Origin of the sequence: Streptomyces sp. NBC_00328, assembly GCF_036139655.1 — a bacterium.
Classification (GTDB): Bacteria; Actinomycetota; Actinomycetes; order Streptomycetales; family Streptomycetaceae; genus Streptomyces.
Map to the genome: position 1 here is coordinate 8,883,822 of NZ_CP108013.1, position 11,788 is coordinate 8,895,609.

Consider the following 11,788-nt stretch of genomic DNA (forward strand, 5'->3'; position numbering starts at 1 on the left):
GACCCCCATCCAGGTCAAACCCCTTGAAGTGCCCCACCAACACGGGGCCGACGCACACGAGTTGAAGAAACCCGTGTCACGGGACTTGCCACTCTGATGGTTCATTACTTAAATCAAACCGTGAACTAAGAGCGCCGGAAGGCCAGTTCACAGCGTTCCCACCCACATGGCAGAGCTGTGTCCACAGCTCTCGATCCACTGTGTCCGCTCCGCTCGTCACCCCACCCGCATGGAGTCACGGCATGAAACTCAGAACCCTGGGTGTCGCGCTGGCCGCTATGGCCGCGCTCGTCACCCTGCCCTTGCAGAGACCGGCCGCCGCGGCCGAACTCCCGCTGTCCCAGGGCAAGACGGTCACGTCCTCGTCGGACGAGAACGGGGGCACTCCCGCCGCCTACGCCGTCGACGGCGACACCGCCACCCGGTGGTCCTCGGCCGCCACGGACGCCCAGTGGCTCCAGGTCGACCTCGGCGCCTCGGCCACGATCACCAAGGTCGTCCTCAACTGGGAGGCCGCGTACGGCAGTGACTACCGCATCCAGACGTCACCGGACGGCAGCACCTGGACCGACATCAAGACGGTGACCGGCGGTGACGGCGGCACCGACACCCTCGACGTCTCGGGCCAGGGCCGCTATGTCCGCATGAACGGCGTCCACCGCGCGACCCAGTACGGCTACTCCCTCTGGGAGTTCCAGGTCTTCGGCACCAGTGGCACCGGTACCCCGACGACCTGCGACACGGCCAACGCGGCACAGGGCAAGGCGGCGACCGCCTCCTCCACCGAGAACGCGTCCGGCCCCGCCTCGGCCGCCTTCGACGGCAACACCGCGACGCGCTGGTCCAGCGCCTTCTCCGACCCGCAGTGGGTCCAGGTCGATCTCGGATCCTCCAGCGACCTGTGCCGGGTCGACCTCAACTGGGAGGCGGCGTACGGCAGGGCCTTCCAGATCCAGTCCTCCACGGACGGCCAGAACTGGACCGTCCTCAAGTCCGTCACCGACGGCACCGGCGGCACCGCCTCCTACGACATCTCCGGCAAGGGCCGGTACGTACGGATCTACGGGACGACCCGGGGCACCGCGTACGGGTACTCGCTGTGGGAGGTCGCCGTCCACACCGGAACGGGGACCGGCACCCCGCCCGTGCAGGGCGGCGGAGACCTCGGGCCCAACGTCATCGTCGTGGACCCCTCGACGCCCGATCTGCAGGGCAAGTTCGACCAGGTCTTCGCCCAGCAGGAGTCGAACCAGTTCGGTTCCGCCCGCTACCAGTTCCTGATGAAGCCGGGCACGTACAACGGCATCAACGCCCAAGTCGGCTTCTACACCTCGATCTCGGGCCTCGGCCTGAACCCCGACGACACCCACATCAACGGCGACATCACCGTGGACGCGGGCTGGTTCAACGGCAACGCCACCCAGAACTTCTGGCGTTCGGCGGAGAACCTGTCGATCACCCCGGTCAATGGCACGGACCGCTGGGCCGTGGCCCAGGCCGCGCCCTTCCGCCGTATCCACGTACAGGGCGGCCTCAACCTCGCTCCGAACGGCTACGGCTGGGCCTCCGGCGGCTACATCGCCGACTCCAAGATCGACGGTACGGTCGGCCCGTACTCCCAGCAGCAGTGGTACACCCGTGACAGCTCCGTCGGCGGCTGGACCAACGGCGTCTGGAACATGACCTTCACGGGCGTCCAGGGAGCACCGGCGACGAACTTCGACTCCGGCCCGTACACCACCCTGGACACCACCCCGGTCTCCCGCGAGAAGCCCTACCTCTACCTGGACGGCAGCACCTACAAGGTGTTCGTGCCCTCCAAGCGGACCAACTCCCGCGGCGTCTCGTGGCCCAACACGGCCGGTACGTCGATCCCGCTCGACCAGTTCTACGTCGTCAAGGCCGGCGCGACCGCGCAGACCATCAACGCGGCGCTCGCCCAGGGCCTCAACCTGCTGTTCACCCCGGGTGTCTACCACCTCGACCAGACGATCAACGTGACCCGGGCCAACACCGTCGTCCTCGGTCTCGGGCTCGCGACCGTCGTGCCGGACAACGGCATCGACGCGATGCACGTGGCGGACGTGGACGGCGTCAGGCTCGCCGGTTTCCTCATCGACGCAGGCAGCTCCAAGTCCGACACCCTGCTGCAGATCGGTCCGTCGGGCGCCTCGGCCGACCACTCCGCCAACCCGACCACCATGCAGGACGTGTTCGTGCGGATCGGCGGTGCGGGCCCCGGCCTCGCCACCAACTCGGTCGTGGTCAACAGCGACGACGTCGTGATCGACCACACCTGGCTCTGGCGGGCCGACCACGGCGAAGGAGTCGGCTGGGAGACCAACCGCGCCGACTACGGGCTCGTGGTCAACGGTGACGACGTCCTGGCGACCGGCCTGTTCGTCGAGCACTTCAACAAGTACGACGTGCTGTGGAACGGCGAGAACGGGCGCACGATCTTCTACCAGAACGAGAAGGCGTACGACGTACCCAACTCCGCCGCCATCACCCACGACGGCATCGTCGGGTACGCGGCCTACAAGGTCGCCGACTCCGTGGCCGTGCACGAGGCATGGGGACTGGGCAGCTACTGCAACTTCACCTCGGACCCGTCGATCGTGCAGGCACACGGCTTCCAGGTCCCGGTGAAGACAGGGGTCAAGCTGCACGACATCCAGGTGATCTCCCTGGGCGGCAAGGGCCAGTACGCCCACGTCGTCAACAACACCGGCGCGCCCACCTCGGGGACGGACACCGTCCCGTCCAAGGTCACGCAGTTCCCGTGATCCTGAACGGCGCCGGCTGACAGACAAGCGGGTGCCGGCGCTCCCCCTGGTCCGGGGGAGCGCCGGCACCCTCGCGCGTTCGGCGTCACCCGGCGGCGTGGGCCGTCGCCGGCCCGGGCCCGCCCGCTCAGACGGAGCGGTGTCCCGAGCCGAAGCCCCCAGCGGCCCCCGTCGTGCCGCGAGGTGTGTCGAGCCGCGTGTCATGAGCCCGGGGCGCTTCCTGATCGGGCGGCCCCGCCGGCTCCACCCCGGCGGCGTGCGCCAGGAGGCGACGGGCGAGTTCACGTGCCTCGGCTGGGGTGAGCGAGGCCCACACCCCGTGCTCGTCGCCCTGGTCGGGACCCACGTCCAGCGTCACGCGGCCGATCGGCCGGCCCGGCGTGGGCAGCCGCAGCTCCTTCACGAGGATCCTGCGGCCGCACGAAGTCACCAGGGGCAACTCGCCCGCCCCGGCCGCGCGTAGCCGCCGCTGTCCGGACGCCGTCATCGCTCTCACGCCTTTCCACGAGCAGAACCGCCGCCGGGTCCACCACGCTCGGTGGAACTCCGCGCTCCGGCATCTGCCGGACTGTTCAGGTCAGCGTCGAGTGGTACCGGTTTGTTCCCGGCCTCCGCGCGCCACGCTCCCTCGCGACCGCATCCCGCGAGCCGCCCGCCGGTCCCGTGGGCCGCGAACACGGGGCGGTGTTCACGTGGTTGACGAAATCCCCGCCCGGTGCGTGGACGGGGAACGCCCGGCGGACCGGGCGGCCCGCGGTCGGTCCGCGTCAGCGCGGGGTGGAGTCCTTGGCGCGCAGGGCCCCGAGCCGTTCCAGGAGCAGGCCCTCCCGGGTGGACCAGGGCGAGACCTCCACACTCGTGGCCCGGCAGGCCTCCATCAGCGCTTCCGCGACCAGCGCCCCGGCCAGGGACTGTCCGGCCCGGTGACGTGAGATGCCGGGCAGACGGCCGCGGCCCGCGGTCCCGTTCCTGGCGAGAACGCCCACCGCGGTCCGTACCTCGTCGAGGGTCAGCCGCTGCGGGGTCCGGGAGCGGTCGCGGCCGGCGGTGGTGTAGCGGGCGAGCTGGGTGAAGGTCTTGGAGCAGGCGAGCACGCGTCCGTCGGGATCGGCGCGCGGCAGGTCGGCCACCTCGGCGAGCCGGTCGCTCAGATGGTCGCGCACCTCGGCGAGCCGTCGCTTCGAGGACACGGCCTCGTCCAGCTTCCAGGCGCGGGTGACCGTACGGGCGCCCAGCGGCAGGGAATGGGTCGTCCGGGGTTGCCTGGACGACCCGGACGCGACCTCCACGGTCCCGCCGCCGATGTCGAGCACCAGCAGGGAGCCGGCCCGTTCGCCCGCCCAGTGGCGTGCGGCCACGTAGGCCAGACGGGCCTCCTCCTCGCCGGACATCACCCGCAGCCGGGTACCGGTCGCGCTGGCCACCTGGGCGAGGACCTCGTCGCGGTTGGGCGCGTCGCGAATCACCGACGTGGCGAACGCGTACACCTCCGGGAGGGTTCCCCGGCTCTCGGCGAGTGTTTCGGCCACGGCCCGCTGCACGCTCCGTACGCCCGACTTGTCCAGTCGTCCCGTGGCGTCCAGCGTCTCGTGCAACTGGAGCCGTACCTTTCGGGACAGCACCTCCTCCATGGCGACTCCGGCGCGGCGCCGCGCCACGGTGAGCAGAGCGCTGTGGCACCCGACGTCTAGTACACCTGCCTGACGCACTGTGTTAACCACCCGTTTCCTGCCGAAGGGGACCCCGCGAACTTGCCATTGTCCCGCACAGCAGCCGTGGTGACGCGACACGATTTCGTTTCGGCTCGTCAGGAGCCTGTCGGGGGACCTTTCAGGGTGCCACGGCGGCGCCGGGCGGCCGACCGGGGGGACTTCACGCGCGCCGCCGTGCCCCCGCTGTCGCACCGGGGGCGGGAGCCGGCGTCAGGTGGCGGAGTGGCTCAGGTCACTGTCCGGCGTGTCGGCCAACGTCACCACGGCGGTGATCCGTTTGCCGACGGGTTCCCGGTGCGCCTCGAAGGCATGGCACACGGCCATGACGATCTCCAGTCCGTGCTGGCCGACGCGGCCGGCGTCGGCCGCGCGTGCCACCGGAAGGGTCGGGTCGGAGTCCCACACGGTCGCCCGGACGGCGCCCTGGTCGACCTCCAGCGACAACAGGCACGGTCCGCCCGCGTACTTGACCGCGTTGGTCACCAATTCGCTGACGACCAGGGGGACCATGCCCATCACCCGTCCGGAGACGGGCAGTCCGGCGACCGCCTGCACCTGTGTCAGGAAGTCGCGGGTGAACGCCCGCGCCTGAGCGATGCACGCGGAGTCACCGTCGTACGCGACTGAGGCCTCGATGAGTGCACCCCGCTGTTCCTGCTGTTCCGCTTTGCTCACCTGCTGACCCATATGATCCGTCCCGCGTCCACCTCTTCGACGTTCGGCGTCTGCCCCGGAAATCCGGCTTCACTCCACCCGGCCGCGCATTCGTCCGCGGGGCACCGCGCCGGGGTGCCCCGCGGTCAGGCGTCGGCGACCGTCACGGCGACGGGAGTGCCGGTCTCGATCGTGCGGCTGACCGTGCAGAGCCGGTCGTGCGAGGTCTTGACGGCGCGGGGGAGGATGGCACGGGCGCGGTCGCCGGGCTCGCCGTCCGGGAACGCCACCGAGAAGGTGACCGCGAGGTCGGTCATCCGGTTTCCGAGCTCGTCGCTGATCTTGTCGCCGGTCACCGTCAGGGTGAACCGCGTGGGTTCCGCATGGCGGCCGGTCGCGACATCGACATCGGCCGCGGTGCAGCCGCCGATGGCCGCGAGCAGCAGTTCGACCGGGGTGAACTCGTCCTCCCCGCCGGGTCCGGAACCGGTACCGAAGGCGATCGTCCCGCCCCGCGTGTTCGTCGCGGTGAAGTGTCCGGTGCCGGTCCGCTCGACGGTGACGCGGCGCAGCTTGTCGTCAGTCATACCGCCGACCCTAATGTCGCGCCGCGCCGCCCGCCTCGGATGTGCCGTCGGGTCAGTCGGGCGGGTTCGGCCGGACGACACCGAGGTCGTAGGCGAGAATGACCGCCTGGACGCGGTCGCGGACGCCCACCTTCGACAGGACGCGGCCGACGTGTGTCTTGACCGTCGACTCCGCCACGACGAGGCGCCCGGCGATCTCGCTGTTGCTCCAGCCCTCGCCGATGGCGACGAAGATCTCGTACTCGCGCTCGGTGAGGGCGTGCAGGCGAGGGTCGTCCTGCGGCCTCGCGCCCGACGGATCGTGCGGGAGGTGCCGGGCATAGGCGTCCAGGAGACGCCGGGTCAGCGCGGGGGCGATCACCGCGTCCCCCGCGGCGACCGCCCGGATCCCGGAGAGCAGTTCCTCCGGATGGGCGTCCTTGAGGAGGAACCCGCTGGCTCCCGCGCGCAGCGCGGCGTAGGCGTACTCGTCCAGGTCGAACGTGGTCAGGATCAGCACCCGGGAGCGGCCGCCGGAGGCGACGACCCGGCGGGTGGCCTCGATGCCGTCCATCCCGGGCATCCGTACGTCCATGAGGATCACGTCCGGGCGCAGCTCGGCGGCCCTGCGGACGGCGTCGGCGCCGTGGGACGCCTCGCCGACGACAGAGGTGTCCGGCGTGCTCTCCAGGAGCATGCGGAAGCCCAGGCGTTGCAGCGGCTGGTCGTCGACGATGAGCACGCTGGTCACGCGGCACCGCCCGTGACGGCCGGCGGAGCGAGGTCGGTCCCGCCCGGAGGGGTGAGATCGAGGGTGGCCCGCAGCGTCCACCCGCCGTCGGGGCCGGGCCCCGCGAAGACCGTTCCGTCGTAGAGGGCCGCGCGTTCTCTCATGCCGGGGATGCCGTGCCCTTCGTCGTCGTGCGGCCGGGAGCGCACGCTGCCGTTGCCCGGGCCGGTGTCGTGGACGTCGATGTGCAGCAGCGCCTCCTCCACGCCCACCGCGAGATCGACGCGTGTCCCGGGGCCCCCGTGCTTGAGGGCGTTGGTGAGAGCCTCCTGGACGATCCGGTACACGGCGAGCTGGACACCGCGGTCCAGGGTGCGCAGTTCGCCGCTGCTGCGGTGCACGACCACCGGACCGGCGGCCCGGATCCGCTCGCACAGGGCGTCGATGTCTCCGATCCCCGGCTGGGGACTCAGCTCGGGCGCGCTGGGAGTCGCGGGCTGCTCGCGCAGCACGCCGAGCATGCGGCGCAGCTCGCCGAGCGCCTGCCGTCCGGTGTCACCGATGAGCAGCAGGGCCTGCTTCCCGCGTTCCGGCGCGAGGTCGTTCGCGTACGCGCCGCCGTCGGCCAGGGTGATGATGACGGAGAGGTTGTGTCCGACGATGTCGTGCATCTCACGGGCCACGCGGGTGCGTTCGGCGGCGGCGGCCAGTCGGCTGCGCTGGTCGCGTTCGACCTCCAGCCGGGTCGCGCGGTCCCGCAGGACGGCGAGCTGGCCGCGCCGGATCCGGACGGCCAGTCCGAGCGCGACGGCCGCGGTTATGGTGCTGAACAGGAAGAACAGCGCGTCCAGGACATGTACTTCGGGCGGCAGGCGTACGGCGACCAGCCCCAGCGCGCCGGCCGTGACCGCGCAGGCCACGGGCAGCCGTCGCAGCTCTCCGTGCAGCACCAGGCTGTAGAGGGCGATCAGCACGGCGACGTCGGCGCGCAGCCAGACGCCCAGCGCCAGCTGGAGGATGAAGACCGCGGTGATCACGGCGAAGGCGAGGGAGGGCCTTCTGCGCCGCCACAGCAGGGGCAGTACCAGTCCGGCCTGCAGCGCGAGCGTCCCCGGCCAGGGCAGGTGGGTGAACTGGGTGTCGAATCCATGGTGTCTGCCGTCTTCGTCGTGCACGAGGTCCGGAACGCAGAACAGCAGTGCCACGACAGCCGTCACCGCCGCGTCGAGGATCCACGGGCGCTTTCGGTCACCCCGCTTGAGCCGGCGGCCGAGACGGGACAGCGCACGGGCCAGCGGGTGGTTCCACGGCAGGTCGGCCTCGGCGAAAGGAGGGTCGTCCGCCGGTTCGGGCAGGGCGGTGTCGTCGGCGTTCATGGGAGTCACCGGTCCACGCTCATGGGTCTCACCTGTCCATTGTGGGTCCGGACGCCGTGGGTCCGGCCGCGCCCCGTACGCGACTCCTCGTGTCCTCGTACGGGCGTCACCGCGCGGGTCGGTCGTGATGCCCGGGACCCGGACGGCACGACACCGGACCGGGTGGTCCGGTCGGGTGCCGTGGCGTGCCGGTCGTGGGGTGCGGTGGGCGGTGTCTCAGGCGTCCGTGCGGACGAGACGGTACGCGGCGCCCGCCAGGGCGAGCACGGTCCAGCCGAGGAAGACCACGAGCCCGGCGGTGGGCGACAAGGTGGTCGAGTCGTGGGTCAGCGCGAACATCGACTCGCCCGCGCTGCTCGGCAGGTAGGGGCTGATGTTGTCCTGCCACGAGCTGGGCAGCAGCGAGACCAGACCGGGCACCAGCATCAGCGAGGCGACCAGGACCGAGATACCGCCGGCTACCGAGCGGAGCAGAGCGCCCAGGGCGGTGCCGATCACGCCGACCAGGCCGAGGTAGAGGCCCGCGCCCAGCAGGCTGCGGACCACGCCGGAGTGGGACATGGTGAGGGCCGCGGGGGTGCCCGAGACGATGCCGCTGTCGATCGTGAAGGCGACGAAGACGCCGACGGTGGCGACGACGAGGGCGACCAGGCCGAACACCGAGGCCTTGGACCACAGCACCGGCAGCCGGCGCGGCACCGCCGCCAGCGTGGAACGGATCATGCCCGTCGAGTACTCACCGGCGGTGATCAGCACACCCAGCACACCGAGCGCCAGCTGCGCGAAGTTCGTGCCGAACACGGAGAGGCTGAGCGCGGAGGCCGCGACGTCGTCCCGGTGCATCGGGTGACCCGAGTTGAGCTCGGACTTGTAGTGCGCGGCGGCGATCACGCCGAACGCGACGAGGAACAGCAGTCCGAGGCCGAGGGTGATCCAGGTGGAGCGCAGCGACCACAGCTTCGCCCACTCGGAGCGCAGCACCCGGCGCCCGGTGACCTTGTACGTCGGACGGGCCGCTCGTACGGGACCGGTCGCGGGACTGTCGGTGACGGTGACGGTGCTCATGCCGCCCTCCCAGAAGTCTCGACGGTGGCGCTGGCGTGGTACTCGACAGCGTCGCGGGTCAGATCCATGAACGCCTCTTCGAGAGAGACGGTCCGGGAGCTGAGCTCGAACAGCGGGATGCCGTGCTCGGCGGCCTTGAGACCGATCGCCCGCGGGGTCAGACCTGTCACCTGAAGCTCTTCGGATCCGGCCGCGCCGGTGATCCCGACACCGGGACCGGCCAGCACCTCGCGCAGCCGGGCCGCCTGGTCGGTGGCCACGGTCACCGTGTCACCGCCCGCTTGCTGGACCAGCTCCCGCACGGTGGTGTCCGCCAGCAGGCGTCCACGCCCTACGACGATCAGGTGGTCGGCGACCAGGGCCATCTCGCTCATCAGGTGCGAGGAGACGAAGACCGTACGGCCGTCCGCCGCGAGGCCGGTGAGCAGATTGCGGATCCACAGCACGCCCTCGGGGTCCAGTCCGTTGACCGGTTCGTCGAGCATGACGGTGGCCGGGTCGCCGAGGAGTGCCGCGGCGATGCCGAGGCGCTGGCCCATGCCGAGGGAGAAGGCGCCCGCGCGCTTCTTGGCCACCGTCCGGAGGCCGGTCAGCTCGATGACCTCCTCCACCCGGCGGCGCGGAATGCCGTGGGTGTAGGCCTGGGCCATGAGGTGGTCGAAGGCGGACCGGCCCGGGTGGATCGACTTGGCCTCGAGCAGCGCGCCGACTTCCTGGAGCGGCGCGGTGTGCTGGGCGTAGTGCCTGCCGTTGACCGTGACGCTGCCGCTGGAAGGCGCGTCCAGGCCGACGATCATGCGCATGGTGGTGGACTTGCCCGCGCCGTTGGGGCCCAGGAAGCCGGTGACGGTACCGGGCTTCACGACGAAGTCCAGCCGGTCCACCGCCGTCTTCTCCCCGTACCGCTTCGTCAGCTGATGTGCCTCGATCATCGATGATCCCTTGCTTTCGGGGGCAGGCCCCCCACCTGACTGCTCACCCACCACGCTAGGAGCCCGCGGTCCCGGATCCGTGGTACCGGAGAGCCCGGTCGAGGGGAGACACGTAGTACCGCGGTATCACTCGGCTACGGCTCGCGGATGACAGGACGCGGGCGGGCGCGTCCGTCCGAGCTCCGGCGGGCGCGGAGTTCCCCGGCGTTTTGGGCCCCGCCGAAATGGCAGGGCTGACAATCGACAGAGCGTGCGGCGCGCATCCTCGCTCCGTGCCCCGGGCTGCCGAGCCGGCCGTCAGCGCGGGATGGGCCAGGTCTTGAGGAGTTTGCGGGCGGCTCCGCTGTTGCCGAGTTGGTAGACGGCGACGGTGGCCGGGTGGACGGGGAAGGCGTCGAACGGTTCGGCCTCGATGGTCTTGAGTGCGTCGAGGGTGGCGAAGCCGACGGTGACGTGGGCCGTGTACTTGCCCGGCCCGATCTGGGCGGGGACGTATCCCTCGACCCAGTCGCGGGTGCTCTGGCTGATGTCCTCGCCGGGGTCGGTGACGAAGGCTGAGGCCGTGCCGTCGGGCTCGGTGAAGGGGGTGACGGCGGCGAGCAGCGCGGCCTGGAAGCCGAGCACCTGCTCGCTGGGCTGGACGAGGATGACCGCGAGCCCCTGGCCGGGCACGCCCCAGTCGGCGTGCCTGACCGCCACTGCCCGGTAGGAGAGCGCGCTCGTATCGGTCGCGGCCAGGGTGTCACCGATGGCGGCGTAGACGCTTTCCAGCTGAGCTGTGCGCACGTAGCGCTGAAGGGTGGTGATGTGTACCGGGTTGGTTGTCTCGCTGTGATTGCGCCTGACGGCCATGCGACGGGCGGCCGTCGCCGACGCACGTCACCTGGCACGAGCAGGCTGGCCGGGAAGCGTCGATGTCGGGTCGTGCGTCATGGTCGTTATCATCCGATAGTGACGGTTTCTTCATATTCCCTTCATGGATGGCTTTTCCTCCGGGGTGGTCGATGTCCCGCAAGCTGCCGACGGGCGATGACGACGAGCTGCTCGCCAGGCTCGGATCGCTGACCGCCCAGGCACGTGAACGCGCGGAGTTTCAGCGCTCCCAGGTCGAACTGGCCATCGCGCTGCAGCGCGGCATGCTTCCGGGAGACCTGCCCTCCGCCCCGGGTTTCGACGTGGCCGTCCAGTACGCGCCCGCCTGCTACGGCCTCAACGTGGGCGGGGACTGGTACGACGCCTTCAGACTGCCCGACGGGCGCATCGGCCTGTCCATAGGCGACGTGCAGGGCCACAACATCGAGGCCGCCGCCTTCATGGGGCAGGTCAGGGTCGGCCTGCGCGCCCTCGCCTCCGTCACCGGCGACCCCGGGGAACTGCTCGCCCGGACCAACGACCTCATCCTGTCCATCGGCTCCGACCTCTTCGCGACCTGCACCTTCATGCGGCTCGACCCGGTCACCGGGGTACTGGAGAGCGCGCGGGCCGGGCACATACCCTGCGTCTGGGCGACGGCGGACGGGAAGTCCGGCATCACCGAGGACGAAGGCGGGCCACCGCTCGGCATCGAGGCCGGGATGCGGTACGCGGTGACCCGGCACCGTCTCACCACCGGCGGGGTCTTCGTCCTGCTGACCGACGGCGTCGTCGAGGGCCCGTCGATGAACGTGGACGAGGGTCTCGACCAGGTCGTCCGGCTCGCCGGAGTCGCCGCCGTCGCGGGTCTGTCGGCCGGTTCGCTGGCCGCCGCGGTCATCAAGGGCGCCGAGCGCGTGGGGCACGAGGACGACGCGGCCGTACTCGTGGTCCGCCACGGCGCGCCCACCGTCCGGTTCCGGTGACGCGTCACCTTCCGGTTCCGGGACGCGGCTGTCGTCCGCTTCGGGGTGACGCGCCCACCGTCCCGTTCCGTCGACGAGGCCGTCGTCCGGCACGGCTGACGCGCCCGCCGCCGCTCGCCGCACACCGGC

11 protein-coding genes are annotated in these 11,788 nt (G+C 70.9%); 2 read left to right on the top strand and 9 right to left on the bottom strand.

Translation table 11 applies throughout. The features are described from left to right. Positions 1 to 242: 242 nt before the first annotated feature. Positions 243 to 2,786, top strand: coding sequence for a discoidin domain-containing protein (locus OG485_RS39015; RefSeq protein WP_328673337.1), 2,544 nt, complete (start codon positions 243 to 245; stop codon positions 2,784 to 2,786). Between the two features lie 127 nt (positions 2,787 to 2,913). On the opposite strand, the gene OG485_RS39020 is transcribed toward OG485_RS39015, so the two are convergent. The 9 genes from OG485_RS39020 to OG485_RS39060 form a co-directional block, all read right to left on the bottom strand. Beyond that, complete coding sequence (locus OG485_RS39020) at positions 2,914 to 3,273, bottom strand: hypothetical protein (RefSeq protein ID WP_328673339.1); 360 nt, start codon at positions 3,271 to 3,273, stop codon at positions 2,914 to 2,916. Positions 3,274 to 3,553: 280 nt separating this feature from the next. Further along, positions 3,554 to 4,507 carry a Ppx/GppA phosphatase family protein gene (locus OG485_RS39025; protein WP_328673341.1) on the bottom strand — a complete coding sequence of 318 codons (954 nt, stop codon included), beginning with the start codon at positions 4,505 to 4,507 and terminating at the stop codon, positions 3,554 to 3,556. A gap of 201 nt (positions 4,508 to 4,708) precedes the next feature. Beyond that, positions 4,709 to 5,185: an ATP-binding protein gene (locus OG485_RS39030; RefSeq protein ID WP_443048859.1), complete on the bottom strand. Its 477-nt coding sequence runs from the start codon at positions 5,183 to 5,185 to the stop codon at positions 4,709 to 4,711. Between the two features lie 113 nt (positions 5,186 to 5,298). Continuing rightward, positions 5,299 to 5,739, bottom strand: coding sequence for an OsmC family protein (locus OG485_RS39035; RefSeq protein WP_328673345.1), 441 nt, complete (start codon positions 5,737 to 5,739; stop codon positions 5,299 to 5,301). A 52-nt stretch (positions 5,740 to 5,791) separates the two neighbouring features. Continuing rightward, entirely contained in the window at positions 5,792 to 6,469 is a 678-nt protein-coding gene (locus tag OG485_RS39040; RefSeq protein ID WP_328673347.1) for a response regulator transcription factor, read from the bottom strand. After that, positions 6,466 to 7,824 carry a sensor histidine kinase gene (locus OG485_RS39045; protein ID WP_328673349.1) on the bottom strand — a complete coding sequence of 453 codons (1,359 nt, stop codon included), beginning with the start codon at positions 7,822 to 7,824 and terminating at the stop codon, positions 6,466 to 6,468. Before OG485_RS39045 ends, OG485_RS39040 begins: the two co-directional genes overlap by 4 nt. Positions 7,825 to 8,040: 216 nt before the next feature. Next, a complete protein-coding gene (locus OG485_RS39050) occupies positions 8,041 to 8,889 on the bottom strand; it encodes an ABC transporter permease (protein WP_328673350.1) in 849 nt (282 codons plus the stop codon). Next, complete coding sequence (locus OG485_RS39055; protein ID WP_328673351.1) at positions 8,886 to 9,821, bottom strand: ABC transporter ATP-binding protein; 936 nt, start codon at positions 9,819 to 9,821, stop codon at positions 8,886 to 8,888. The genes OG485_RS39050 and OG485_RS39055 overlap by 4 nt, the downstream gene beginning before the upstream one ends. Before the next feature lie 297 nt (positions 9,822 to 10,118). Further along, on the bottom strand, positions 10,119 to 10,607 hold the full coding sequence (locus OG485_RS39060; RefSeq protein ID WP_328673352.1) for a hypothetical protein: 489 nt from the start codon (positions 10,605 to 10,607) through the stop codon (positions 10,119 to 10,121). 218 nt (positions 10,608 to 10,825) lie between these two features. Here OG485_RS39060 and OG485_RS39065 point away from each other — a divergent pair, with 218 nt between their 5' ends. Beyond that, positions 10,826 to 11,659: a PP2C family protein-serine/threonine phosphatase gene (locus tag OG485_RS39065; protein ID WP_328674818.1), complete on the top strand. Its 834-nt coding sequence runs from the start codon at positions 10,826 to 10,828 to the stop codon at positions 11,657 to 11,659. The last annotated feature ends 129 nt before the right edge of the window (positions 11,660 to 11,788 follow it).

Excerpts from the sequence above, each read along its gene's own strand:
- OG485_RS39015 (WP_328673337.1), top strand. The coding sequence starts at position 243 with ATGAAACTCAGAACCCTGGGTGTCGCGCTGGCCGCTATGGCCGCGCTC.
- OG485_RS39020 (WP_328673339.1), bottom strand. The coding sequence starts at position 3,273 with ATGACGGCGTCCGGACAGCGGCGGCTACGCGCGGCCGGGGCGGGCGAG.
- OG485_RS39030 (WP_443048859.1), bottom strand. The coding sequence starts at position 5,185 with ATGGGTCAGCAGGTGAGCAAAGCGGAACAGCAGGAACAGCGGGGTGCA.
- OG485_RS39035 (WP_328673345.1), bottom strand. The coding sequence starts at position 5,739 with ATGACTGACGACAAGCTGCGCCGCGTCACCGTCGAGCGGACCGGCACC.
- OG485_RS39045 (WP_328673349.1), bottom strand. The coding sequence starts at position 7,824 with ATGAACGCCGACGACACCGCCCTGCCCGAACCGGCGGACGACCCTCCT.
- OG485_RS39050 (WP_328673350.1), bottom strand. The coding sequence starts at position 8,889 with ATGAGCACCGTCACCGTCACCGACAGTCCCGCGACCGGTCCCGTACGA.
- OG485_RS39055 (WP_328673351.1), bottom strand. The coding sequence starts at position 9,821 with ATGATCGAGGCACATCAGCTGACGAAGCGGTACGGGGAGAAGACGGCG.
- OG485_RS39065 (WP_328674818.1), top strand. The coding sequence starts at position 10,826 with ATGTCCCGCAAGCTGCCGACGGGCGATGACGACGAGCTGCTCGCCAGG.